The organism is Rossellomorea aquimaris (genome assembly GCF_001877785.1).
In the GTDB taxonomy this organism is placed as follows: domain Bacteria; phylum Bacillota; class Bacilli; order Bacillales; family Bacillaceae_B; genus Rossellomorea; species Rossellomorea aquimaris_A.
Window position 1 is genome coordinate 98513 of record NZ_MINN01000106.1, and the last position, 25846, is coordinate 124358.

Annotated in this window: 25 protein-coding genes, 2 pseudogenes and 1 other annotated feature; of the genes and pseudogenes, 21 read left to right on the top strand and 6 right to left on the bottom strand. The window is 47.2% G+C overall.

What is annotated here, in order from left to right:
- Positions 1-196: 196 nt before the first annotated feature.
- Positions 197-523 (bottom strand): cyclic-phosphate processing receiver domain-containing protein, encoded by a 327-nt coding sequence (locus tag BHE18_RS15395; protein WP_071619412.1) that lies wholly within the window; start codon positions 521-523, stop codon positions 197-199.
- 189 nt (positions 524-712) lie between these two features.
- Entirely contained in the window at positions 713-1648 is a 936-nt protein-coding gene (locus tag BHE18_RS15400) for a glycerophosphodiester phosphodiesterase (protein WP_071619413.1), read from the bottom strand.
- Positions 1649-1929: 281 nt separating this feature from the next.
- On the opposite strand from BHE18_RS15400, the gene BHE18_RS15405 reads away from it, so the two are divergent.
- A complete protein-coding gene (locus tag BHE18_RS15405; RefSeq protein ID WP_071619414.1) occupies positions 1930-2979 on the top strand; it encodes an ATP synthase beta subunit C-terminal domain-containing protein in 1050 nt (349 codons plus the stop codon).
- Between the two features lie 37 nt (positions 2980-3016).
- Here the strand turns inward: BHE18_RS15405 and BHE18_RS15410 are convergent, their stop codons facing one another.
- The gene (locus tag BHE18_RS15410; RefSeq protein ID WP_071619415.1) at positions 3017-3619 is read right to left on the bottom strand and encodes a YczE/YyaS/YitT family protein; all 603 of its coding nucleotides are present in this window, start codon (positions 3617-3619) and stop codon (positions 3017-3019) included.
- 101 nt (positions 3620-3720) lie between these two features.
- Between BHE18_RS15410 and BHE18_RS15415 the strand changes: the two genes are divergently transcribed.
- Positions 3721-6000, top strand: a complete 2280-nt coding sequence (locus BHE18_RS15415; protein ID WP_071619416.1) for an ATP-dependent DNA helicase — start codon at positions 3721-3723, stop codon at positions 5998-6000.
- Positions 6001-6041: 41 nt separating this feature from the next.
- On the opposite strand, the gene BHE18_RS15420 is transcribed toward BHE18_RS15415, so the two are convergent.
- Positions 6042-6476, bottom strand: coding sequence for a ferritin-like domain-containing protein (locus BHE18_RS15420; RefSeq protein ID WP_071619417.1), 435 nt, complete (start codon positions 6474-6476; stop codon positions 6042-6044).
- A gap of 717 nt (positions 6477-7193) precedes the next feature.
- Between BHE18_RS15420 and BHE18_RS23995 the strand changes: the two are divergent.
- Both BHE18_RS23995 and BHE18_RS15425 read left to right on the top strand, forming a co-directional pair.
- A pseudogene (locus BHE18_RS23995) lies at positions 7194-7458 on the top strand (hypothetical protein).
- 66 nt (positions 7459-7524) lie between these two features.
- Positions 7525-7770, top strand: coding sequence for a YkuS family protein (locus BHE18_RS15425; protein ID WP_071619418.1), 246 nt, complete (start codon positions 7525-7527; stop codon positions 7768-7770).
- Between the two features lie 56 nt (positions 7771-7826).
- Here the strand turns inward: BHE18_RS15425 and BHE18_RS15430 are convergent, their stop codons facing one another.
- Positions 7827-8789 carry a S8 family peptidase gene (locus BHE18_RS15430; RefSeq protein WP_071619419.1) on the bottom strand — a complete coding sequence of 321 codons (963 nt, stop codon included), beginning with the start codon at positions 8787-8789 and terminating at the stop codon, positions 7827-7829.
- Between the two features lie 300 nt (positions 8790-9089).
- On the opposite strand from BHE18_RS15430, the gene BHE18_RS15435 reads away from it, so the two are divergent.
- The 3 genes and pseudogenes from BHE18_RS15435 to BHE18_RS24000 all read left to right on the top strand — a co-directional run bounded on the left by BHE18_RS15435 (position 9090) and on the right by BHE18_RS24000 (position 10580).
- Positions 9090-9614, top strand: a complete 525-nt coding sequence (locus BHE18_RS15435) for a superoxide dismutase family protein (RefSeq protein WP_071619420.1) — start codon at positions 9090-9092, stop codon at positions 9612-9614.
- Positions 9615-9808: 194 nt separating this feature from the next.
- Positions 9809-10156 carry a DUF4260 domain-containing protein gene (locus BHE18_RS15440; RefSeq protein ID WP_071619421.1) on the top strand — a complete coding sequence of 116 codons (348 nt, stop codon included), beginning with the start codon at positions 9809-9811 and terminating at the stop codon, positions 10154-10156.
- Positions 10157-10354: 198 nt separating this feature from the next.
- Positions 10355-10580 (top strand): annotated as a pseudogene (locus tag BHE18_RS24000) (hypothetical protein).
- Between the two features lie 7 nt (positions 10581-10587).
- Here the strand turns inward: BHE18_RS24000 and BHE18_RS15445 are convergent.
- A complete protein-coding gene (locus BHE18_RS15445; protein ID WP_071619422.1) occupies positions 10588-11931 on the bottom strand; it encodes a sodium-dependent transporter in 1344 nt (447 codons plus the stop codon).
- A 217-nt stretch (positions 11932-12148) separates the two neighbouring features.
- Positions 12149-12357: a binding site (T-box leader), on the bottom strand.
- A 190-nt stretch (positions 12358-12547) separates the two neighbouring features.
- On the opposite strand from BHE18_RS15445, the gene BHE18_RS15450 reads away from it, so the two are divergent.
- The 14 genes from BHE18_RS15450 (at position 12548) to BHE18_RS15515 (ending at position 25821) form a co-directional block, all read left to right on the top strand.
- Positions 12548-13663 carry an NAD(P)/FAD-dependent oxidoreductase gene (locus BHE18_RS15450; protein WP_071619423.1) on the top strand — a complete coding sequence of 372 codons (1116 nt, stop codon included), beginning with the start codon at positions 12548-12550 and terminating at the stop codon, positions 13661-13663.
- 119 nt (positions 13664-13782) lie between these two features.
- Positions 13783-15339, top strand: a complete 1557-nt coding sequence (locus tag BHE18_RS15455) for an ABC-F family ATP-binding cassette domain-containing protein (RefSeq protein WP_064562519.1) — start codon at positions 13783-13785, stop codon at positions 15337-15339.
- 362 nt (positions 15340-15701) lie between these two features.
- Complete coding sequence (locus BHE18_RS15460; protein ID WP_071619424.1) at positions 15702-17027, top strand: phenylacetate--CoA ligase family protein; 1326 nt, start codon at positions 15702-15704, stop codon at positions 17025-17027.
- A gap of 73 nt (positions 17028-17100) precedes the next feature.
- Entirely contained in the window at positions 17101-18054 is a 954-nt protein-coding gene (gene paaA, locus BHE18_RS15465; protein WP_058299059.1) for a 1,2-phenylacetyl-CoA epoxidase subunit PaaA, read from the top strand.
- A gap of 15 nt (positions 18055-18069) precedes the next feature.
- Positions 18070-18426 carry a 1,2-phenylacetyl-CoA epoxidase subunit PaaB gene (gene paaB, locus BHE18_RS15470; protein WP_032085522.1) on the top strand — a complete coding sequence of 119 codons (357 nt, stop codon included), beginning with the start codon at positions 18070-18072 and terminating at the stop codon, positions 18424-18426.
- Complete coding sequence (paaC, locus tag BHE18_RS15475) at positions 18423-19241, top strand: 1,2-phenylacetyl-CoA epoxidase subunit PaaC (RefSeq protein ID WP_071619425.1); 819 nt, start codon at positions 18423-18425, stop codon at positions 19239-19241. The genes paaB and paaC overlap by 4 nt, the downstream gene beginning before the upstream one ends.
- A 13-nt stretch (positions 19242-19254) precedes the next feature.
- Entirely contained in the window at positions 19255-19734 is a 480-nt protein-coding gene (gene paaD, locus BHE18_RS15480) for a 1,2-phenylacetyl-CoA epoxidase subunit PaaD (RefSeq protein WP_071619426.1), read from the top strand.
- Between the two features lie 371 nt (positions 19735-20105).
- Positions 20106-20414, top strand: a complete 309-nt coding sequence (locus tag BHE18_RS15485) for an EthD family reductase (protein ID WP_032085525.1) — start codon at positions 20106-20108, stop codon at positions 20412-20414.
- Complete coding sequence (locus tag BHE18_RS15490; RefSeq protein WP_071619427.1) at positions 20407-21183, top strand: enoyl-CoA hydratase/isomerase family protein; 777 nt, start codon at positions 20407-20409, stop codon at positions 21181-21183. Before BHE18_RS15485 ends, BHE18_RS15490 begins: the two co-directional genes overlap by 8 nt.
- Before the next feature lie 12 nt (positions 21184-21195).
- Positions 21196-21969 carry an enoyl-CoA hydratase-related protein gene (locus BHE18_RS15495; protein ID WP_071619428.1) on the top strand — a complete coding sequence of 258 codons (774 nt, stop codon included), beginning with the start codon at positions 21196-21198 and terminating at the stop codon, positions 21967-21969.
- A 30-nt stretch (positions 21970-21999) separates the two neighbouring features.
- Positions 22000-22188: a hypothetical protein gene (locus tag BHE18_RS23645; protein ID WP_071619429.1), complete on the top strand. Its 189-nt coding sequence runs from the start codon at positions 22000-22002 to the stop codon at positions 22186-22188.
- Positions 22160-23677 carry an aldehyde dehydrogenase family protein gene (locus tag BHE18_RS15505; RefSeq protein WP_071619430.1) on the top strand — a complete coding sequence of 506 codons (1518 nt, stop codon included), beginning with the start codon at positions 22160-22162 and terminating at the stop codon, positions 23675-23677. Before BHE18_RS23645 ends, BHE18_RS15505 begins: the two co-directional genes overlap by 29 nt.
- Positions 23678-23746: 69 nt before the next feature.
- Positions 23747-24622, top strand: coding sequence for a 3-hydroxyacyl-CoA dehydrogenase (locus tag BHE18_RS15510; RefSeq protein ID WP_071619431.1), 876 nt, complete (start codon positions 23747-23749; stop codon positions 24620-24622).
- On the top strand, positions 24619-25821 hold the full coding sequence (locus BHE18_RS15515) for a thiolase family protein (protein WP_071619432.1): 1203 nt from the start codon (positions 24619-24621) through the stop codon (positions 25819-25821). The genes BHE18_RS15510 and BHE18_RS15515 overlap by 4 nt, the downstream gene beginning before the upstream one ends.
- Positions 25822-25846: the final 25 nt, after the last annotated feature.

Sequence of the window (25846 nt, forward strand, 5' to 3'; positions counted from 1 at the left end):
GCTTTCCGTAATAGGCTTGTAACCTGAATGCAGCGTGGAGATGGGCTCTTTTCGAACTCAAGATTATACTAGAGACAGACGGACAACCCGAAAATACCCAAGTGCCGGTATTTTCTTGTCTGAATAGCTGCAAAGTATGCAAAAAGAGCTAAAACAAAAAAGAACTGCCCGTAATGAACAGTTCCTTTATATGAAATTATCTAAGAGGTAACGGCCGTAATCTGACATGGATCGACCGGGGCATCAGGTTTTCACTCTGAGCCTCTTTCAAATACGTGAACATTTGTTTTCCGGCTACAGAGTTTGCCGAGTGAATCGTGATGGATTCAGCGAACAATTGATACTTAACCATGTAGTGCACGAGCATGAGACCATTTCTCGTCTTGCTCTCCAAGTCATGATCCAATGAAAGATGAGAGATGGGAAATCTCTTGAGAAGGTCTATACATTCATCGATGTCTTTTGCGAGAATGTAACCTTGTGGACAGTGTCGATAGTCATCTAGAAACACATTTACTGTCATCTTTATTCTACTTTCGTTGATTTGACTTACCTTCACCCTAACAGACTAAGGGTGATACTTATATAGGTATAAAGAACTAATAAATTTTAAAGTTATTGTACAAGTATAATAATTAATTTAGCACGACACTCAAAAAATGTTGTGAAATGTCGAAGGAAAAATGAATCTTTTTTACCTATTTAAAATGAACTAGTTATCCAGCAGTTTCAACAGCAGGTCCGGCCTGTCGGTTATGATTCCATCAGCGCCGGCGTCAATCAGGCGCTGCATCGTCTGACGGTCATTCACGGTCCAATAATGGACAGGCAGGTTTAATCGTTGAGCTCCGCTGATGAGAACCGGATCTGTAAAATCGATTTTCCCTTTTTGCAGCGGCAGCTGGAACCCGTGTACTTTTGGTTTGTAAAGATTCCTCAATAAAAGCTTGTGCAGGATAACAAATTTTTTCACTTCCTGAGTGCCTGCCTGGACGGCAATCCTGCCTCCGGAAGCAAGAGTGAACCGGTCGATGATGCTTTGATCGAATGAAGCGATCAGAACGTTATTTTCCATATCATATTCTTTGATCAGCCCCAGCAGATTCCGGATGATTTCATCCAGTCTTTCTGGAGGATTGTCATCTTTGATCTCGATATTCATCTTCATATGGGGGAAACGCTGGAATACTTCTTCAAGGGTGGGGATATAGACGCCTTTACCACGAAAAGAATATTCTCTTTCGGCATTTTTAAACGTATATCCTGCGTCCAGGCGCTGAAGTTCTTCCAAGGTGTAGTCAGCAACCTGCCCCCGGCCGTCGGTGGTGGCATCTACTGTTGGATCATGAATGGTCACAAGATGCCCGTCCCTGGTAATATGTATATCCATTTCAATCACATCAACGCCAAGCTTTTCCGCGTTCCGGAATGCTTCTATTGTATTTCCGGGTGCAAGCAGCTTGCCGCCCTGATGTGCGATCACAATCGGTTTTGTATGCTCATTTTGAAAGAAAGGAAGGGTTTGTCCTTTATCTGCCGGCAGGAAATAAGCGATGCAGAAGAATATCCCGATAAATATGATAAGCAAAATCCAGAAAAAAGGTTTGGTGCGTATAAGGTGCGATGGGCTCGGTTTAAGGTTATTCATAGACAGTCATCCTTTATTGTAGTAGTTCGTGTGAATTCTTCTTCCTTAATATCTATTAAGGAAGGGGCCTGGACATGAATGGTTTTTCTTTTAATTTTCTAAAGGGACTTCCGAATCAGGGAAGAGGAGTCAAGAGGGAGCTGGAGAAGATGAAAAAGGATATTTGTAGCAATTATGTGAACTTAAATTCTTTTGAACGTAAAAAATTTACTTTAAAAGGAAATTTATATTGTATTAAAGCGTAATATACATTACTCTATAAAGTAAGGAGGCGCTTTCATATGCAAAATCAATTATCATTGAATGTTTCATTGCTTCGCCGCAGAGTCCCGAATTTGACTACAGCTGCGAAAGCGGTGGGTCTTAGACCCGCGACAGTATCAAATCTTTGCACGGGCAAAATATCCGTCGGCCGTGCAGAAGTGAGAACGCTGGTGACGCTGGCCAATCTTGCAAATTGTTCTCTGGATGAATTGATTATTCAAGGAGGGAAATTAAGTATGATTGAAACGGGAATCAAGTCAGTGGATTTATTTGCTCCAATCGTAAAAGGAGGGATCAACGGTTTTGTTGCGAGGGCACAGGTGGGGCAGCTTGTTGTATTGGCAGAAATCACTCAAAACTTAAAAGAAAAAGGTTTTGAGACCATCCTGTGGGCACCAGATAAAGAATTCACAGGGTTGAGCGATCTTGAAGGGTTTATTGATGCAAAAGTGCATTCCATCGAGGATGCATTTGCCGAGGTTTCATTGAGGGATGAGAAGGAAAAGATCATCCTGCAGGTGGACCGCTCATTTGTGGTTTCCGGAGACCTATATCAGTTGAGGGAACGGTTTGAAGCGGAGGGCCATCCTGATATCACGACAATCCTGTTCGACCCAAGCGGAACTGCAGTGGATGAAGAGGACCCATACGGCCCGCTTGATACGATGTGTTATTTCGATATCGACCTGGCGAGCAGGGGCATCTATCCAGCTATCCATCCTGTACAGTCGACATCTTTATTGGTGGAAGAGGACTCATTGGAGGACCGCCACAGTACAGTGAATCGCAAAGCAAAAAAACTGCTCAGGCGCTATAAGGAAATCCGGGTCCTGTTAAATTCCCTTGGCAAAGAAAAGCTGCCGGAAGCGGACCTTGAACTGTACACGATCGGGGAAAGACTCGAAGCATATCTCAGTCAGCCGTTTTATGTCGCAGAAGAATTCACGAAGGTGAAAGGAGAACGGGTCTCCGTTCAGGACAGCATTAAAGATATCGAAAAAATCCTGGCCGGGTATTACAATGACCTTAAACCGGCAGAATTGAAATATAAAGGGAAAGTAAGCTGAAAAAAGGGACGATTCTTTTATAGAAGAATCGTCCTTTTTACGCAGTGTATTTACCGTACATATGTTCCATGATAGGATAGAAGAAATGAATGATGAATCCGAGCGTACAGGCAACGATGACCGTACCGGGTCCGACTGCTCCGTGAAAGACCATGGCGAGCGTGATGGCAATGGCTTCGTTCAGCAGGCGTGCATTACGGAGATTGAGGCCGAAGCGGCGGTGGATAGCAATCATAAACGTATCCATCGGACTGGAAGGGAGCTTTGCCTGCAGGTAGATGGAAATGCCGAAGCCGAGGATCAATATGCCGGCGAGAACGAATGACAGCTGCTGAGTAAAGCCTGCAGGCTCAACTTGTGATAGACCGGTTTTAATCCAAAAGTCCACCATCATACCTATAAGAAATATGGACAGGGCAGCGGGCCATTCAATTCTTTTCTTTAACAACAGCGCATTGATGACAATCAGAATGCAGCCATTCATAAAGATGCATGTCCCGATACTGAGATGAAACAAGTAAGACTCCCCTACGGCCAGTGCATCCCATGGAGCTGCTCCAAGGTTTCCTTTTATGATGAGTGAGACCCCAAAGGAAAGGCATAGGAGTCCGATGCAGTAAAAGGTGAATCTTACTTTCATTCTATTTTCCTCCGTTCGATCGAAAATGTATCTATTATCAACGATATGAGTTGTCCTAATAAGTTAGAAGCATAATTTAATGAAGGCCGTGGTGAGACGTTGTGGAAAAAGTGAAGGTGTCCGTCAGGGAACTGGTGGAGTTCGTCTATAGAGAAGGAAGCATCGATTTGAAATTCCAGGCCCGTTCTTCAATGACGATTGGCACGAGACTTCATCAGCTTCTGCAGAAAGGGTACAAAGACGGCGATGAGAAGGAAGTATTCCTAAAGGGTGAAATCATGTCAGATGAGCTTACTTTCATCCTGGAAGGCCGGTGTGACGGGATTTTATATAAGGAAGAAAAAGTGAAGATTGATGAAATAAAATCTACCGCAAAAGACCTTTCGGATATCGAGGGGGGGGCTCGTGTCCATTGGGCCCAGGCAGAGTGCTATGCCTATTTGCTGGCCAGGGACAGAAACCTCAACTCCGTCGATGTTCAACTCACATATATACAAGTCGATACAGAGCAAGTAAAAATCCTTGAAAGGACGTATAGCTTCATCGATCTTGAAGATATCGTCCGAAATACGCTCAATGCATTTACCCCATTCGCAAAAGTGATGATGCAGAACAGAATAAGATTCAGGGAAAGCGTCTCTAATGTTTCCTTTCCTTTCCCCTATTTCAGAAAAGGGCAGAAGCAGCTCGCCGGTGCCGTCTATAAAACAATCGGTGATGAGAAAACACTTTATGCAAACGCACCGACCGGCACCGGAAAGACGATATCCACCCTTTTTCCAACAATCAAAGGGATGAAAGGCGACGGACCGGAAAAATGGTTCTATCTGACGGCAAAAACGATTACCCGGACGGTGGCAGAGGAAGCGCTATCCCTTCTTGAGGATAAAGGACTCCGGCAAACTTCCGTCACGATTACCGCTAAAGATAAAATCTGTTTCAAGGAAGAAACCAATTGTCAAAAGAAGTATTGTGAGTTTGCGAATGGCTATTATGATCGAATTAATGGCGCTCTCCTGGATATTCTGAATCAAGAAACGGTCATGACCCGCGAGATCATTGAGCAGTATGCACGTAAACATAAGGTATGTCCTTTTGAATTTTCAATCGACCTTTCTTATTTAGCCGACGGGGTAATCTGTGATTACAACTATGTGTTCGACCCGAAAGTATCGTTGAAAAGATTAAGCGATGAAAGCAGGAAGAGGACTGTTCTTTTAATTGATGAATCGCATAATCTCTTAAACAGGGGGAGGGAGATGTTTTCGGCAGCGTTGAGTAAGGCCACATTCCTTGAAGTGAAAAATCTGCACCCGGAACACGGGGCTCTAAAGAAAAGTATTCAGGATGTTAATAAACAGTTCCTTTCACTAAGAAAAGAAATGCAAGGAAAAGGCGAATGGAAAAAAGACATGAATCAGGAGCTTCTGGAGGAAGTAGAAGCTTTTGTGGAAACGGCAGAAAAGTGTTTGGGAGAGACAGGAAAAGAGTGGTCCCAGAGTTTTCTGCAGTTATACTTTGATTCCCTTCACTATGTGAGGATATCCAGGATGTACGGCGGAGAACACCGATTTGTCCTTGATTCGCAAGGGAAGGATCTGACTGTGAAGCTCTCCTGCATCAATCCTTCCAGGTTGATATCCGATGTAAAAAAGCCCTATCACTCCTCCGTCTTCTTTTCAGCCACCCTTCATCCGTTTTCTTATTACTTTCAGCAGCTGGGGGGAAGTGAGGAAGATTACCGCTTCCTCATTCCTTCGCCTTTTGAAAAGGACCAATGGAAAGTGGAAATCGATCCGATATCGACACGTTACAGGGACAGAGAGCGCACATTGCCGAGAATCGTCCAATCGATAGCCGATTGTATCCTGCATAACAAAGGGAATTTCCTTGTGTTCTTTTCCTCGTATGCCTATATGAGGGAAGTATATGAGGAGTTAAAGGAGCTTTCGCTTCATGCAGAAATTCGCATTCAGGAATCCAATATGAGTGAAGAAGAGAGGGAAGAATTCCTGCAGTGTTATCAGGCAGACCGGGAGAAGAGAGTGATCGGACTCGGTGTACTGGGAGGGATTTTTTCTGAAGGCATCGACTTGAAAGGTGATCGATTGAATGGAGTGATTGTTGTGGGTGTGGGGCTGCCTCAGCCCGGATTGGAACAGGATATGATGAAAGAATTTTACGAGGAAGAAGGAAAGAACGGGTTTGATTATACGTACATTTATCCTGGATTAAACAAGGTGTTCCAGTCAGGTGGGAGGCTGATTCGCTCTGAAAAAGACCATGGGGTTCTGAGGCTGATCGATGACCGTTATTTGACACCGAAGTATAAAGCCCTCCTGCCTGACGAGTGGACACCATTCGAAGTCATAAAAAAATAAGGAAAGACCGGTCAAATACGGTCTTTCCTTATTTTTATAATTTAACTGAAAGAAGGATCTTTCAGCAGACGGTCAAATTCTTCAAGGTGATGCGTTTCATCCGCGATCATATCCTCAAGCTTGATGACAAGCTCCGTCAAGCCTAGCTCCTCAGCCTGCTCTTTGCGTATTTTGTAGCGTTCAATTGTGTCAGCTTCCGCTTTGCGGCCTTCCACAAGCATTTCTTTCACGTCATCTGTCTGTTTGACAGGAGCGGGAGTCGTTGTCGGATCTCCGCCTAATGTTTTGATTTTTTCTGCTAAGTATAAAGCGTGACCTTGTTCATCAGGGATTTCCTCTTCGAAGAAAGGTTTCAATATCTGACGATAAAGTCCGCTGACGACTGCAGCATAGTTGGTGTAGAGAATGACTGCTGCATATTCGTTAGCCAAGTCTTCGTTTAATCCATCGATTAATTCTTTTTTCTTTGCATCCATTATGTTACCACCCTTTTGTTAATTGTTTATATAGAGTATTTACCCGGAGAGCCGGCAAGTAAACATATCCAATTGGATTTGAACACTCGTTGTTATTTTGTCTTTGATTAGTGTTTCTAAACATGTTTTTAGATTGGCATAGTCCGTTTCTTTCCGCTGCAGGCACTTGCTTTCCGCGGGGAGGAAGTTGAGCCTCCTCGACGTTCCGTCTGCGGGACGAAATGCGCAGGCGGCTCGTTCAGGCCCGACAAGCATAAGATGAATGGACCGGGAAGGCGTTCTTTGCCTTCTTGGGCCATTTAACTTATGACCTCGAGGGGCTAGCCGCCGGAGCTGGACAATTCGAAAAGCGGAAGGGCTTTGGTCAGAGGCTTGTGGCATAAGGCGAATCGGTCACGAAGGCGTTCTTTGCCTTCTTGGCCGGTTTGACTTATGACATGTGCCTCTAAGCCCTGTAGCAGGACAAGTCTCAACATTTCCTCTATTTCCCGTCGGAGTCAAGTGCCTTCCGCTCCAATCCACTCCGGTTTTTTAAAAAGTGGATAACTACAATCAACTTTTTTACTATTAAGTAACTGGTGGTTATTACTTATAATTCTCTGGAAAAAATAAACTGGGCTCCCCAGCTGCTATTGAGACCTATGTAGAAGAATTGGAAATACGTAATAATTCATCATCTTAGGATTGAATTATCCAACTGAAAACCGGTTCCAGCGATTGATTGGAGTGCAAAATGAAGACTCCTGCGGGAGAAGCGTGTTAGGTGAGACCCCGCAGGCGAAGCCGAGGAGGCTCACCAACCGCCCGCGGAAAGCGAAGTTTTGCACGGAAATCAATCGCGGTAAAGCAAGGACTAAAAATTAAAGGCTCACTGGCTGCCCGAGGAAAGCGAAGTCTTGTACGGAAATCAACAGCGGTGATAGTAACCCGCAAAATCTTCGGAAGTTTGATGAATATCTTTTTGGCGGAAGGAAAATCCTAATGTTAGAAATATGAAAGCGGAGGCGGGGTGCCGCCGGAGCTTGATAAAAAATGGAGGTAGTTTGAGATGGCAAGAAGAATTGGTGTTGAAGAATCTTTAACAAATGTTGTGGAAGCTTTGCGTGCAAAAGGACATGACGTTGTTGAACTGAAACAGGAATCAGATGTACAGGGGTGTGACTGTTGTGTTGTGACTGGAATTGACTCCAACGTGATGGGCATCCAGAACGCAGTCACTCAAGGATCAGTCATTGAAGCAAGCGGGATGAGTGCTGATGAAGTTTGTCAGCAAGTTGAAAGCAGACTTCAATAGTTCATATTAAAAAACAGGGCCGCAGCGTGCGGTCCTGTTTTGTTTTTTTCCGGACATTATCCGATCTGTGCCAAAGGCTGATTCCGTATATGTTCCTTTAAGAGATCCGGAGCAGTCAAATACAGCAGCCCGTTTCCTTCGAGTGTCTTTGGGAAGTTCAGCGGCACTGTCCGTTTTATGAGCTGTGCATAAAGCTCCGGTTCAGTCAGCGGTCTCTCAAAAGCTGCCTGTTCATATTGTTTAATAAGGGCAAGAGCACCGGAAACATGGGGAGCAGACATGGAAGTTCCGCTCAGCTTGGCGTATTTGTCACCAGGTATCGTGGATAATATTTTCTCGCCGGGGGCAACCAGGTCCACTTCGTTATTAGAATTGGTGAAGTAGGAAGAGTTCCGCTGCAGGTCGATTGCTCCGACTGCAATGACTTCATTATAGGAAGCCGGATAGGAGAATTCGTCAGTCGAACTGTTTGAATCGCCTTCATTTCCAGCTGCACAAACGACTGATATGCCGGACGCAACAGCTTTTTGTATCACTTCATGCAGAGGTTTGTAATCTGACGGACCGCCGAGGGACATGGAGATGATATTTGCACCTTGATCGATCGCATATTGGATGCCATTCACGATCCAATCGTATTCCCCGCTCCCGCGGCTTCCTGCCAGTACTTTTATGACAAGCAGTTCTGCAAGCGGAGCGACCCCGATGACCCCGTTTCCATCTTCATTCGCTGCGATGGTTCCGGAAACATGGGTACCATGACCGCTGTAATCCGTCACATTGTCCTCATCTCCGTCATCATCATCGGTGAAATTCCTGACGCCTATTACTTTTCCTTTGAGATCGGGATGGTCAACGTCACAACCCGTATCGAGGACCGCAACCGTAATGCCTTTTCCTTTATAACCATTTTTCCATAAGGTTGGAGCTTGGATTAAATCAATGCCTTTGGGAATCTCATTCGCATCAGCCAATTTTTCTTCCATGAAATATGGAATTAACCTGATTTCACCTTGCATATCAATCCCTCCCGAAAATGGTAGTATACATGGAGTTAAAGAATCTGAAGTTTCTGAAAATATAACATTTTTCGGACGAGTTTTCCAGTGTAATTGGTAATAGGAAAATAAAACCATTTGCTGGAATTACAGACAGGCTCTAAATATGATGGCAGACTTTAAACAAACGTTTGATTAAACCCCGTAAGTGTTGATGAATAAGGGCTATTCAAGTTTAAACAAACGTTTGAATGAATTTGTCATGAACGTCCTTTTCTCTTCATAAAGTGGTTATGAAGCACAGAGAAGGAGGCGGTATCAATGAATTATTATCAATACGGCTATCCTGCCTATTCATATTATCCTTACAGGAATATTCCCGCGATGGCATACGCCATGATTCAGGGAGGCCCTCTTGCTCCGAAGATAAACGGTTATGTCTTCTTCAGGGAAGTACCGAATGGAGTGGAAGTTTACATAGAGGTGCACGGGCTGCCTCATTATCAACAAGGCAGCGGGGATAAAAAACCTGTAGGGCCGCATGGCTTTCACCTCCATGAAAAAGGGGTCTGTGAAATCGGAGACAAGGAAGATCCATTTCAATCTGCAGGCGGGCATTGGAATCCTGATAACCAGCCGCATGGAAACCACGCTGGTGATTTCCCGGTCCTGTTCTCCAACGACGGGTACAGCAAAATGTCCTTCTTCACCAACAGGTTCAGAGTGGAAGATGTCATAGGGAAAGGCGTCATCATCCACCAGCATCCGGATGATTATCAGTCACAGCCGTCAGGCGATGCAGGTAAGAGGCTGGCGTGCGGCGTGATCATGAAATATGGGATGTGAATGAGGCTGACCTTAAAGTAAGCAGTTCAGAAACATGAAGAAACAGCAGTAGAATCAGCTTAAGAAATCGAGTATAAAATTTTTGTTATTTATACTTGATTTTTTTATTGATATGTAAAGGTTATTCCCAACTTCGTTGCTGAATTTCCATGGTGAATTTATAATAATATAAAGAGATTATCGGGGGTAGTGGATTGAATAAAATTCTTTTGCATTTAGAAGGGTTTGTGGTTTTACTATTAAGTCTTTATTTTTATTGGAATAGTCAATTCAGTTGGGGATTATTTATAATTTTGTTGTTTGCACCAGACATTTCAATGCTTGGTTATTTACTAAATAATAAAGCTGGGTCCATACTCTATAACTTATTTCATACATACATTCTATCTATAGGAGTTATTTTCATTGGACTGCTGCTATCAAGCCCAGCAGTATTAGCAATTGGTTTGATATGGTCATCCCATATAGGAATGGATAGGATGATTGGGTATGGGTTAAAATATCCAACAAACTTTAAAGACACTCATTTGAATCGTGTTTAACGTATATTCAATACGGTCCAATAATGAACATAAAAGCGTCCCCCTGTAGAGTATTTATGAAATGAATTCTCCTGAAAAAGAAGATGCTGGGACAAAAGTTATTTAGTATAAGTAAAACCCGAACTAATTTGTCTAAGGCAAATTTGTTCGGGTTTTTAATTTCTTAATTATTCATTTAGGTTTTAGCTCATTCAGCGGTTGATTGGAGTGCAAGACGAAGACTCCTGCGGGAAGAGTAGCTTATGTGAGACCCCGCAGGCTTGCCGAGGAGGCTCACGGGCTACCCGCGGAAAGCGTAGTCTTGCACGGAAATCATTAGCGTTGTTTAGAGTCTACTCTACAATGTTCGTCTATAGACATTGGATTTTAAGTTTTGTCCCAACCTCTTTTTGTCGTGGGTGGATTCAAACGTTATTCAGAATAAGTCTACTCTATAAAACCCCAAGTACATCAAGCATGACGGCAATGATCAAGATCGGGGCGACGAAACGGATCAGGAAATACCACGTCTCGAACAACCCTCTCTTCAACGAGCTGCCTCGCTTCAGTTCTTCATACAGCGCGGTCTTTTTCATCTTAAGGGGGATGAAGATGGCGATGAGCAGGGAACCGATCGGCAGGAGTACGTTGCTCACTGTAAAATCAGCCAAATCGAAAATCGTCTTCCCGAAAATGATGACATCCCCAAGTACACCGTATGATAAGGCAGAAGGAATACCGAATACGAAAATCGCCAATCCGATGATCCATGACCATTTTTTCCTCAGTGCCGGTTCCCCTTTGGAAATGGCCGAAACGATGATTTCAAGCATCGAGAAGGCAGATGTCAGGGCTGCAAACAAAAAGAGCACGAGAAAAGAGATAAAGAAAAGCATCCCGAACGGCAGTTGATTAAAGATGGTCGGCAGTACGTTGAATAACAGGACAGGTCCTGCCCCCGGTTCAAGCCCGAATGCGAACACAGCCGGGAAAACGGCCAGGCCGGCAAGCAGGACGATGAAGATGTTCATCGCCACAATCGAACCCGCTGAACGCGGCAGACTTTGATCTTTCGGCAGGTAAGAACTGTAGGTGACCATCACCGAAACCCCGACGCTCAGTGTAAAGAATGACTGGCCCATTGCTTCCAGGATCGTTTGCGACGTCACTTTGGAAAAGTCGGGCTGGAGAAGGAACGAAATCCCTTCCATCGCGCCATCAAGCGTGACGGCACGGATCACCAGGATGATGAACAGGACGAAAAGTGCCGGCATCATGATCTTGCTGGCTCGTTCGATTCCTTCCTGAACGCCTTTTGCAACGACTAAAATCGTCATAATGATAAAGATGAATTGAACCAATATGCTCAATCCCGGATTAGAGATCGTGGCGCCGAAAAGCTCGCCATACTGTTCTGAACTAAGGCCGTTCATCTCTCCAGTAACGGCTTTGAATAAATAGGCAACGATCCATCCCCCGATGACACTGTAGAAAGATAAAAGGATGAAAGATGTAACCATCCCGAGGATCCCTACCCAGTGCCACTTCGTACCCGGGGCTATTTTTTTATAAGAATCAACCGCATTGCTCTGGGCAGTCCGTCCGATGGAGAACTCCGCGAGCAGTAGTGGAAGGCCGAGAAGTAAGGTAAAAAGTATAAAGATCAGGAAAAAAGCTCCGCCTCCATTTTGACCTGCTGTGTAAGGGAATTTCCAGATGGCCCCGAGGCCGATTGCCGACCCTGCCGCGGCAAGGATGAATCCAAATTTTGATGACCATTGTTCACGTTGACTCATATACAATCTCCTTTCTGTTCTGATTTGATTAAATTAATCCTTACATTTGAGAATTGGCCAGCTCCAGCGCCTAGCCCCTCGAGACGTTTCGGTCCGCCCACTGAAGTCAAAGAACGACTTCAATGTTCGGCCCTCCAACGCTTGTCGGGGCTGAACAAGGCGCTTCCGCTTTTAGTAGTGTTCCGCATAAAGACATAAAAAAATCGCCCCTACGTATCGTAGGGACGATTGAATATCGCGGTACCACCCTAGTTATGAGAAAATATTCTCATCACTTCAGTAAAATAACGGCTGTGCCGTCTTTTGATCTCGTCAAAAGAAGCTCCAGAATCGAAATTCGCTACCCATCTTTGTACCGGTTTCCACCAACCACCGGCTCTCTGTCACAGGGAAATGATCGCTACTAGTTTCCTTCAAAGCTTGTTCAATATTAGGTTATTCAAGTTTTATCATGAAACGAAACAACTTGTCAATAAATTTCGAAAATACAAATTTTGTATGTACTTCGTGTAAAGGATTACATCCCTCACCTGCGTGTAATTGTATCGGGCTTCTTTCTCTTGTACAATAGCTAACAGAATCTAAATGAAAAATATGATCGGAAAAGGTGTTTTAAATGGAAAAAATCATTGTCATCGGCGCAGGCATCCTCGGCGCTTCCACAGCCTATCATCTTGGTAAAAGAGGGGCACGGGTCACGCTCGTGGACAGGAATGAAAAGGGACAGGCTACGGATGCAGCCGCGGGAATAGTCTGCCCGTGGCTGTCGCAGAGGCGGAATAAAATATGGTACCGGCTTGCAAGTTCCGGGGCGGGATACTATCCAGGGCTGATTCGGGAGCTTGAGGAAATGGGCGAAACGGAAACAGGTTACAAACGGGTGGGGGCGCTCAGTCTTCACACAGACGAGGGTAAGATTGACAAGATGATCGAACGTGCGTTGAAACGCAGGGAGGACGCGCCTGAAATTGGCGATATTATCAAGCTGAACCCTTCCGAAACACAAAAACGCTTCCCATTGTTGTCGGGGAAATTCTCCTCCGTTTTTGTCAGCGGTGCTGCTAGAGTGGACGGGAGGGCGATTTGTCATGCGCTGATCCGTGCTGCAGAAAAAAGCAGTGTGACCGTCCATAATGGAAATGCGTCTCTTTTAACAGAACAAAACCGGGCTGTCGGTGTGAAGATCGGTGAAGAAACAATAAAAGCCGATAAAATCATCGTGACTGCAGGTGTATGGGCAAAGCAGCTGTTCGCAGAAGCGGGAATTGATTTCCTCGTTTCCGCGCAAAAAGCACAGATCCTCCATTTGAAAGCCAGAGACGAAGAAAGCGGCTCTTGGCCGGTCGTCATGCCGCCGGGCAGCCAATATCTCCTCGGGTTCCCTGAAGGCAAAGTGGTGGCGGGTGCGACCCACGAAGATGAAGCGGGTTTTGACTTCAGCGTGACAGCGGGAGGGGTGCATGAAGTCCTTCATAAAGCGATTGAAACCGCCCCTCGTACAGCCGATTGTGCGGTTGTGGAAACAAGGGTCGGATTCCGTCCGTTCACTCCGGGCTTCCTGCCGGTATTCGGCGCCGTACCAGGTCTCGAAGGAGTATTTACAGCGAACGGACTGGGTGCATCCGGGCTGACTTCCGGACCATTCCTGGGCTCGGAGCTCGCCAAACTTGTCATGGGGGAGGAAACGGAACTCGATCCAGCCGATTATCCGGTGGAGGGTGCCATCGGATAGCGGCATAAATCCCTCCTGAGTCACGATTTTCCTCTATCTTCTAAACGGCCGGACCTTTATAATAGAGGAAGTGTCTATTTTAAAAAATATTAGTTTATATAGAAAAGGTGTAGTCATATATGAGTTTATTATCTGTAAAGAATTTAACCCACGGTTTCGGTGACCGTGCGATTTTCAATGATGTATCGTTCCGCCTGTTAAAAGGGGAGCACATTGGATTGATCGGTGCGAACGGCGAAGGTAAATCGACCTTCATGAATATCATCACGGGCAAGCTTGAGCCGGACGAAGGAAAAGTCGAATGGGCAAAGCGTATCCGCATTGGCTATCTCGATCAGCATGCCCAGCTCAAACAGGGGATGACGATCCGCGATGTATTGAAAACGGCATTTCAGTATCTGTTTGATATGGAAGCTGAAATGAATGAATTATTCGGGAAGATGGGGGATGCCTCCCCGGAAGAGTTGGAAGAACTGCTTGAAGAGACCGGCACGCTTCAGGACGCATTGACGAATAATGATTTCTACATCATCGACGCGAAGGTGGAAGAAATCGGACGCGGGCTCGGTCTTGATGATATCGGTTTAGACAAGGATGTCCATGATCTGAGCGGCGGGCAGAGAACAAAGGTCCTGTTGGCCAAGCTTTTACTCGAAAAGCCTGATATCCTGCTTCTGGATGAGCCGACAAACTATCTTGATGAGCAGCATATCGAATGGCTGAAGAGATATCTCCAGGAATATGAAAATGCTTTTATCCTGATCTCGCATGATATCCCGTTTCTGAACAGCGTCATCAATCTGATCTACCATATGGAAAATCAGGAGTTGAACCGCTATGCCGGCGATTATCATGAATTCAAGAAAGTTCATGAAATGAAGAAACAGCAGCTGGAAGCCGCTTATAAAAAGCAGCAGCAGGAAATGAAGGATCTGAAGGATTTCGTGGCACGCAATAAAGCCCGTGTATCAACCCGGAATATGGCAATGTCCCGTCAGAAAAAGCTTGATAAGATGGACGTCATTGAACTTGCGGCCGAAAAGCCGAAGCCTGAGTTCAATTTCAAGATGGCGAGAACGGCCGGCCGCGTCATTTTCGAAACGAAAGATTTGGTCATCGGGTACGATACGCCGCTTTCCAAGCCGCTCAATTTGAAAATGGAGCGCGGACAGAAGATTGCACTGTCCGGTGCAAACGGAATCGGTAAGACGACGCTGTTAAGAAGCATTTTGGGGGAAATCCGTCCGATCTCTGGTTCAGTCGAACTTGGGGACTACCTGCATATCGGCTACTTCGAGCAGGAAATCAAGACCCAGAACTACAACACCTGCATTGAAGAAGTGTGGAATGAGTTCCCGTCCTTCAATCAGGCTGAAGTCCGTGCGGCCCTTGCAAAATGCGGCCTGACCACCAAGCATATCGAAAGCAAGGTCGAAGTGCTGAGCGGAGGGGAAAAAGCGAAGGTGCGCCTCTGCAAACTGATGAATAAAGAAAGCAACGTCCTTGTTTTTGACGAACCTACAAACCACCTTGATGTCGAAGCGAAAGAAGAGCTGAAGCGCGCGTTGAAGGAATACAAAGGCAGCGTCCTATTGATCAGCCACGAACCCGAATTTTATAACGATGTCGCGACTGAAGTATGGAATTGCGAATCCTGGACGACGAAATTGTTTTAATAAGAGATGAAGAATGCTCCCTTTTGGCAGGGGGCATTTTTTTGTGCTTCGAGAGTGTGTCTGGTTTTGACGTGGGAATAGGGACTTTGCCCATATATTTCAGATTCCGCCCTTATATCAGGAATCCCGCCCATAAAATTAATATTTCGCCCTTATATCAAAAATATCGCCCATAAGATTAAAATACCGCCCATAAATTGGAGGAAGGCCTCCTAAGATAGGTGTGTTTTAATTTTCTGAAAATATATTGACATTTTCCAGTAAAGACGTTATCTTTTGAGTAGTTGAATATAACACTTATTTTTATAAACGAATTAATAACGTTATATGATTATAGTTTTACATAAGGGGAGGCTTGGATATTGATTCTGCATGAGATTGAAACGGCCGGTCGAGATCAGATGGAAAGCCTGCAGCTGGAGCGTCTCCGCAAGACTGCCAGCCTGGTTTATCATTCCGTACCTTTTTACAGGGACCACTTCGAAGCAAAGGACATCCACCCGGAAGATATCCGGTCTTTAGAGGACTTAAAAATGTTACCGCTTACAACGAAGAAGGATCTGCGTGATCACTATCCTTTCGGGATGTTCGCGGTGGGACAGAAAGAGTTGGTGAGAGTTCACGCTTCTTCGGGGACGAGCGGGAAGCCGACAGTGGTCGGTTATACGCAGAAGGATATCGACATGTGGGGTGATATCGTCGCACGGGCGATCGCGATGGCCGGGGGCAGACCCGGCAGCGTACTCCATAATGCTTATGGATATGGATTGTTTACAGGAGGCCTCGGCCTTCATTACGGTAGTGAGAAACTCGGGATGATCACCGTGCCGGTTTCGGGAGGGAATATGGATAGGCAGATCACCTTGATCGAGGATTTCAAGCCTACCGTCATATGCGGCACCCCTTCTTATGTATTGAACCTGGCGGAGACGATTGAATCGCAGGGGAAAAATCCGGCAGGGCTTTCACTCCAAGTCGGGATCTTCGGAGCTGAGCCCTGGTCCGAAAAGATGAGGGAGACACTCGAAGAGATCCTTCACATAAAAGCCTGTGATATTTACGGACTGAGCGAGGTCATCGGCCCCGGGGTCGCCATGGAGTGTCCCGAAGCGCAGGACGGCCTTCATATTGCAGAGGATCATTTCCTGGTCGAAGTCATCAACCCGGATACACTTGAACCTGTTGCTGACGGAGAAGCAGGGGAACTTGTATTCACAAGCCTGACGAAGGAAGCATTCCCCATCATCCGCTACCGGACAGGGGACATCGCGTCCATCCAGCGCGGGACATGCGCATGCGGAAGGACGACTGTCAAGATGTCCAGGGTGAAGGGACGCGTCGATGACATGCTCATCATCAGGGGCGTGAATGTCTTTCCTTCTGAAATGGAGCATCACCTTTTTGGGTTGAAGGAACTTGCTCCCCATTATCAGCTTCACCTGAAGAAAAAGGGAGCTCTAGATACAGTAGAGCTTCATGTGGAAGTCAGCCCGGAATATTATGAGATGGTTTCAGGAAATTTCGGACATGAAAAAGTCGGTGAACTGATTACAAAAGTAAAACGGGCGATGAAAAACGGATGCCTTGTCTCCATGGATATAAGAGTGAGGGCGCCAAAGGAAATACCGAGGTCGGAAGGGAAGGCAATCCGGATTGTGGATCTCCGGGAAGAAGCGGTTCTTCCGTAAAAAAATTTGCTCTATAAATCTATTACATTCTTAAAGATAATCGTGAAAACAGTGTGATGAAGGAGGCAGTGCAATGAGTCTGCAGATGACTGAAGAAGAACACATGGCACGCTTTATGAAAAAAATCGAAAATGATGAAAAAATCGAGGCGGATGACTGGATGCCGGATGAATACCGCAATGCGCTGATCAAGTTGATTTCGATGCACGGGATCAGTGAGATCATGGGGGCCCTCCCCGAGAAGGAGTGGGTGCCGAAAGCACCGTCCCTCCGCAGGAAGCTCGGCATCATGGCCAAGGTCCAGGATGAGATGGGGCACGGCCAGCTTCTCCTCCGTGTGGCTGAGGACCTGATGAAACCTTACGGAAAAACCAGGGAGCACATCATGAGGGATTTATTTTCAGGAGATTTGAAGTTTCATAACGTATTCCATATGGAAGCACCGACGTGGGGCGATGCCGGACTGATCGGATGGCTCGTCGACGGCGCCGCAATCATCTCGCAGACAAATATGCTCGGCGCATCTTACGGTCCCTATGCCCGTGCATTGAAGCGTATCTGCGCGGAAGAAGTGTTTCACGCGCAGCATGGCGAAGCGATCATCATGGCGCTTGCAGAAGGGACGGATGAACAGAAAGCCCTCGTGCAGGATGCGGTCGACCGCTGGTGGGAGGCACTGCTGATGTTCTTCGGACCTGCCGATGCAAAAACGACCGGATCGTCCAAACAGGATATCACCATTAAATATAAGATCAGGACGAAAACAAACGAACAGCTCCGCCAGGATTTCTTCACGAAATATGTACCGAGGATGCTCTCGTTGGGCCTTACGCTTCCTGACGAAACGATGTATTACGACGAAGAGCAGGAGCTGTGGATTTATAAGCAGCCTGACTGGAGCCGTTTTAAAGAAATCATCCGCAATAATGGGCCGAAATCGAAGGAACGTCTTCGCCTGCGGGAGTTATCCTATGACAACAACGCCTGGGTGAGGGAAGCATTGAGTCCAAGCGGGAGAGTCGGTTAGAAAGGAATGAGGCAGATGTCTGACAAGGGGCAGAATTTTTATCAGGAGTTTGAAGTGTTCAGCAAACGTACAGACGGGGCGCAGATGCAGCATCAATTCAGTCTGCTTGCCCCCAATCATGAACTGGCGATGGTCATGGCGCAGGAGAATTTCATGAGAAGGGAACCGGTGGCGGACATCTGGGTCGTCAAACGCTCGGACCTCAGAAAGATGACGCCTGAAGAAAGGGAAAGTGTCAAGCGCCTGGATAACAAGGATTACCGCAATGCAAAAGGATACGGCTACCTGAAGAAGAAGTGGCGGCAATATGAACAGGAGATGCTTGATGAGAAAGAGATCATGTCCTGGGGAGAGTTGGTGAAGAAAAAATGATCGTGAAAAGTCCGGATGCCATCCCGAATAAAGAATACAAAGAAGCGCTGCTGAGCCTCCTCTATCAACTTGCGGATGATGATTTCATCCTTGCGTACCGCGGATCTGAATGGCTGGGGCTCGCCCCCCATATCGAGGAGGATGTCGCATTCTCTTCCATCAATCAGGATACGATGGGCCACGCGACGATGTATTATCAGCTGCTTGAAGAGCTTGGTGAAGGGAGCCAGGATTCACTGGCCCATGCCCGACCTTCCGGAGAAAGAAGGAACGCGGTACTTTTAGAGGAAGTGAACGGACCTGGTGACTACTTGATGGAACCCCGCTACGACTGGGCATTTACCGTGGTCAGACACTATTTTTACAGTGTGGCTAAAAAGGTTCGGATCGATGCATTGAAAAACTCTTCATATGAGCCATTGGCAAACCTCGCCATCAAGATCAATACGGAATTATACTACCATCTCCTTCACTGGAAAACGTGGTTCCTGCAGCTGGTGAACGCCGGCGGGGAAGCAGGGGTGAGGATGAAGGAAGCAATGGAAAAGGTGCTTGATGAATTTCAGGGAGTCCTCACGCTTGGACCACAAGGCAAAGAAATGTCCGTCATGGGATTGATCGAAGGAGAAGAAAATCTCAAAAAGCGCTGGGAGCTCGCCCTTCAGCCCGTCTTCCAATCTGCGAATCTCGCATTTCCGCCAAAAATCGGCATGAAAAAAGGAGACGGCCGTCAAGGAGTGCATACATCAGACCTGGATCAAGCATTATCCACTCTCAGTGAAGTGTATAACTCAGATCCGGCAGCAATCTGGTAAAGGATGATGGGAAATGACAGAAACGATTTGGAATGTCCTTCACACGGTGAAGGATCCGGAAATCGATTCAATAAGTATCGTAGATTTGGGAATGGTGAATAGAATCATAGAGGGCGATGGGCCGGTCACCATCGAACTGCTCCCTACATTCATGGGCTGCCCGGCACTCGACATCATTAAATCCAATGTGGAGGAAGCCTTCAGGGACCAGTTGGGGAATAGGGGAGTCGAAGTGAAGTTCGTCTATTCCCCGCCCTGGACCTCGAGCCGGCTGACCGAAAAAGGACGCGAAAGCCTGAAGGAATTCGGTATTGCACCGCCGCCGAAGGACTTCACGGGAGAAGAAGACTGGCAGATCCACTGCCCGTACTGTGATTCTCCCTACACCTCCATGGAAAATCTCTTCGGGCCAACTGCCTGCAGAAGCATCCTTTACTGCAAACAATGCAAAAACCCGTTCGAAGCAATGAAGCCTATTTCGACCATGATGTGATCAGAAAAGCGGAGGCGGCTTGCTCAGCCCCGACAAGCATAAGAGGAATGGGCCTGGAAGGCGTAGTTTGCCTTCTTGGAACATTTAACTTATGACCTCGAGGGGCTAGCCGCTGGAGCTGAACACGAAGAAAAGCGGAGGCGGCTTGTTAAGTTTCACCAGGTAAAAAGGATGGTTAACCATAATATTTAACCGGATCCAGCAGTTGATTGGAGTGGGAGACGAAGACTCCTGCGGGAAAAGTGGCCAATGTGAGACCCCGCAGGCGAAGCCGAGGAGGCTCACCGGCCGCCCGCGGAAAGCGAAGTCTCCCACGGAAATCAACTGCGGTATTAAAAGCCAAAAAATCAAAATCAAAGGAGAGGTTTTAAGTGGTAAAACTAATCGCATTATATAAACACCCTGAAAACAAGGAACAATTCGACGAGCACTACTTCAATACCCATGCCCCAATTACATCAAAAATCCCTGGCCTTAAAGAAATGAAGGTTACGAGAATCACAGGATCACCGATGGGCGGGGAAGGAAAATACTACCTCATGTGCGAGATGTATTATGAAAGCCATGAAGCACTGAAAGCAGGACTCAAATCAGACGAAGGAAAAGCGTCAGGAAAAGACTTGATGGGCTTCGCTGCCGAATTGGTCACGCTCATGATCGGTGAAGAAGTGGATGAATAAGCACGAATACATTGCAGTCAGCGAAAGGGACGGGCTAGGATTCATCGAGCTTAACCGCCCCAAGGTGCTGAACGCCATCAATCGCCCCATGGTTTCGGAAATCGTAGAAGCTTTTGAGGAGTTTGACCGCAATGACAATGTTAAAGTGATCATCCTTTCCGGGAAGGGAAGGGCCTTCGCCGCAGGAGCCGACATTGATGAAATGTCGGAAGACGGCGCTATCGACCTTGAACTTCTTAACCAGTTTACGGAATGGGACCGCCTCGCGTGGATCAAAAAGCCGATCATCGGCGCTGTCCAGGGCTTCGCGCTTGGAGGCGGATTTGAACTCGCGCTTTGCTGTGACATGTTGTTTGCAGCTGAAGACGCAAGCTTCGGTTTCCCTGAAGTGAATCTCGGTGTGATGCCGGGCGCAGGAGGGACCCAGCGTCTGACAAAGCTCATCGGTAAATCAAGGGCAATGGAATGGCTCCTCTCAGGCGACCGGTTCACGGCTGCGCAGGCACTCCAATGGGGTGTCATCAACCGTGCAATCGCGCCGGAACTATTAATGGAAGAAACAGAGAAGTTTGCAAAGAAACTGGCCTCCAAGCCGCCGCTTTCCATACGGTTGATAAAAGAATCCGTACATAAAGCGGTTGATTATTCCCTTTACGAAGGAATGCAGTATGAACGGAAGAATTTCTATCTTCTATTTGCCTCCGAGGATCAGAAAGAAGGCATGAAAGCGTTCGTGGAAAAACGCAAACCCCATTTCAAAGGAAAGTAAGGAGGCTGCATCGTGTACGAAACCATTAAATATGAAGTGAAAAATCATGTAGCTTGGATCACCCTGAACCGGCCGGATAAATTGAATGCGTTCATACGTCAGCTCAATCTTGAAGTCGCGAATGCAGTTAAAGAATCATCCCGTGACAAGGAAATAAGGGCCATCGTCATCACCGGAGAAGGGCGTGCATTTTGTTCTGGGCAGGATTTGAGTGAAGTGGACGAAGAGATGGATCACGGTGAAGTGCTGCGACATAACTACGGACCTATGGTGAAGGAAATCGAAGCCTGTGAGAAACCTGTCATCGCAGCGGTAAATGGTGTTGCGGCAGGAGCCGGTTTTTCACTGGCGCTGGCATGCGATTTCAGGATTGTATCAGAGAAAGCAAGCTTCGTTCAGGCATTCGTCCATGTCGGACTGGTCCCGGATTCAGGAAACCTCTACTACTTAACGAATCTGGTAGGTTATGCAAAAGCGCTGGAACTTGCTGTTTTTGGTGAAAAAATCACCGCAGACCAAGCTGAAAAGCTCGGATTGGTGACGAAGCTTATCCCGGTTGAAGGATGGCAGGAAGAAACAACGGCCTTTGCAGAACGGATTGCCTCCATGCCAACGAAGGCAATCGGACTCATGAAGAGGCTCCTAAAAGGAAGCCATGACATATCCTTCAATGAATACTTAGAAAAAGAAGCCTGCGCCCAGCGGATCGCCGGCCAGACCGAAGACCACCGCGAAGGCGTCACCGCATTTTTGGAGAAAAGAAGACCTGCATTTTACGGTAAATAGTTTTCTTGGATTTTAGGCTGTATACAGCGGTTGATTGGAGTGCAAGACGCAGACTCCTGCGGGAAAAGCGAGTTAGGTGAGACCCCGCAGGCTTGCCGAGGAGGCTCACCAACCGCCCGCGGAAAGCGAAGTCTTGCACGGAAATCAACAGCGGCGTTTAACACAGTAAATCGAAAAAGGAGATGGGACGATGTCTACAGTAAAAGAACAAAGCTTTGAAGTACTTGAAATGAAAAGAGAGCACTATTCATTGGTGATCAACGGTCAGCGTATGGAAAGTGAATCAGGAGAAACGTTTACGACGTATAATCCTGCAACCGGCGAACCGATCGCAACGGTATCACTTGCTTCCGTGGAAGATGCAGAAAAAGCCGTCCAGGCTGCCAGAAATGCATTTGATCACGGTAAGTGGAAGAAGTTCCCGATCAACAAACGTTCCCGAGTACTGAATAAGATTGCCGGTATCATGCGTTCCCGCTTCAATGAACTGGTTTCACTTGAGATCATGGACAGCGGAAAATCGCTATCTGCGGCTCAAGGCCAGGTCATGCAGGCAATCGAAGACTTCGAATTCTACGCTGGAGCGATTGTGGGACACCGCGGAACAGTGAACAATGTACCTGGTCAATTCACAAACACAGCAGAGAAAGAGCCTGTGGGTGTCTGTGCGCAGATCATCCCTTGGAACTATCCGCTCATGATGGCGGCCTGGAAGATCGCACCCGCAATTGCGTCCGGATGCTCGGTGGTCGTAAAACCTGCGACACTTACTCCATTGACTGCGATTGTCCTCGGTGAAATCTGTATCGAAGCAGGAGTTCCTGAAGGAGTTGTGAATATCGTGCCGGGGGCCGGATCCTCAGTCGGAAACTACCTTGTTGAGCATAAAAAAGTAGACAAAGTGGCCTTCACGGGTTCAACACCGATCGGAAAAAATATCATGGAGAAGGCATCCCAAACGCTGAAGCGCGTGACATTGGAGCTTGGAGGCAAGTCCCCGAACATCGTCTTTGATGATGCAGATGTAGACGCCGCGGTGGACGGATCGCTGTTCGGAATCTTCTATAATACAGGTCAGTCCTGTGAAGCACGCTCAAGACTTTATGTGCATGAAGACATTTATGATGAATTCATGGAAAAATTCGTTGAGAAGACAAAAAAGCTTACGCTTGGAGATCCGCACGATAAAGGGACTCATATCGGTGCGATCATCAATCAGGGTCAGGTGGATACGATACACAGCTATGTGGAGTCTGCCAAAGAGGATGGCGCCACGATCGTGTCCGGAGGGAAACCGGCAACTGTAGAAGGTTTCGAAAAAGGTTACTGGTATGAGCCGACAATCATCACGGATGTCACTCATGACATGAAGGCTGTAAAGGAAGAAATCTTCGGACCGGTTGTGGTGGTCATGAAATTCAAAGATGAAAAAGAAGCCATCAAGATGGCCAACGACAGTGAATACGGACTTGGCTCAGCTGTATGGACACAGAATCATGGCCGTGCGACACGTGTGTCCAAAGCCATCCAGGCAGGTATTGTCATGGTCAACTGCCCATTCTCTGCCTTCCCGGGCACACCGTTCGGAGGCTACAAGCAATCTGGATTCGGACGCGAACTTTGTGTGGAAACGCTCGACTTATATACAGAAACAAAGAGCATCATCTCTTACTTCGGAAACCGTCCGCTGAATCCATTCGGCGTATAAAAATAACAGCTTGATACAGGGGTTGTCCTTTCCGGGTCAACCCCTTATTGCACTAAAGGAGGAGTTACAATGACACAGCATATCGTGGTTGTAGGTTCAGGGGTTATGGGAAGAGGCATTGCCTACGTAAGTGCCGTCGGGGGCTTCAGAACCACCCTGGTTGATATAAAGCAAGAACAGCTGGATCATGCCAAATCGGAAATTCAGGGCATTTTTGAAAAAGGTGTGGAAAGAGGGAAGATCACCAGTCAGGAGTATATGGAGGCACGCGAGCAGCTTTCGTATTCCACCAATCTTTCGATTACAGTCCGTGATGCAGATGTCGTCATCGAAGCGGTGCCGGAGATGGCAGATATAAAGCGCGGGGTTTTTGAAGTGCTGGATGCGCATGCTCCAGACTACTGCTATCTTGCAACAAACACTTCAACGATGAGCCCGACAGAAATCGGTTCTTTCACGAAGCGTCCGGATAAAGTCATTGCCATGCATTTCTTCAATCCTGTACATAAAATGCCGCTTGTGGAAATCGTACGTGGCCTGGAGACAAGTGATGAGACGGCCGAAGTGATTGAACAGGTGGCGCGCCTGATGGGGAAGGAAACAGTCGTCATCAATGAGTTTCCTGGTTTCGTCACAAGCAGGATCAGCGCCCTGGTCGGAAACGAAGCCTTTTATATGCTGCAAGAAGGCCTCGGTTCGCCGGAAGAGATCGATAAGGCCATCAAGCTGGGTCTGAATTATCCGATGGGTCCGTTTGAACTCGGGGACCTTGTGGGGTTGGATACGCGTTTGAACAACCTGAAATATCTTCATGAAAAGCTTGGGGAGAAATACCGTCCTGCACCGCTTTTGGAAAAGTACGTCAAGGCTGGGAGACTCGGCAGGAAATCCGGCATGGGCGTTTATGATTACTCCGAAACGAAAGAAAAGGAGAGCCGGCCATGAAGGAAGTCGTCATTGTAGATGCAGTGCGCACCCCGATCGGAAAGTACAAAGGAGCCTTAAAAGATGTCCGTCCGGATGATCTTGGGGCGATTGTGATCAAAGCACTGGTTGAACGGAATAACAGGATGCCGGTGGATGAGGTTGAGGAGGTTGTGCTCGGCAATGCCAACGGGGCAGGTGAAGACAACCGGAACGTAGCGCGAATGTCGGCCCTGCTGGCAGGTCTTCCTGTGGAAGTCGGGGCGACGACGATCAACCGGCTGTGCGGCTCCGGGCTGGATGCGGTGAATTATGCCGCACGTGCGATCCGTGCCGGGGAAGGGGATATATTCATTGCCGGCGGGACGGAAAGCATGACAAGGGCACCCTTTGTAATGGCGAAGCCTTCCAAAGAATTTCCGAGAGGCAATATGGAAATGTTCGACACGACCATCGGGTGGCGATTCGTCAACTCACGCCTGAAGCAGAGATACGGGACGGATTCCATGCCTGAAACAGCTGAAAATGTAGCAAAGCAATATGAAATCACCAGGGAGGAACAGGACCGTTTTTCCTTTGAGAGCCAGATGAAGGCGAAGCATGCAATGGAAGAGGGACGATTCAGCGACGAAATCGTTCCTGTGGAAATCACCGACCGAAAAGGGGATGGCACCACAGTAACAGTCGACGAGCACCCCCGTCCCCAGACAAGTATGGAAAAGCTCGGAAAGCTCTCCCCGTTATTTAATGAAGGAACAGTCACTGCAGGAAATGCGTCAGGAGTGAATGACGGAGCATCTGCGCTGTTATTGATGAGCAGGGAGAAAGCGGAGGAACTAGGCCTGAAACCGCTGGCACGGTATATCACCTCTGCGACTGCAGGACTGGAGCCTTCCGTCATGGGACTCGGGCCAATTTACGCAACGCGCAAGGCACTGAAGCGTGCAGGCCTTTCGCTTGATGAAATCGGGCTGGTGGAGTTGAACGAAGCATTTGCTGCACAGTCGATTGCCTGCATGAGGGATCTCGGACTTAACGCGGAAATCGTCAACGTCAACGGCGGGGCGATTGCGTTCGGTCATCCGCTTGGGGCAAGCGGTGCGAGGATTCTGACTACCCTTGTGCATGAAATGAAAAAGCGCGGAACCCGCTACGGACTCTCGACGATGTGCATCGGTGTGGGGCAGGGGATTGCGACGCTGGTGGAGCAGGTGGAATAATTTTGTTAAAGAGTTAAAAAGGAAG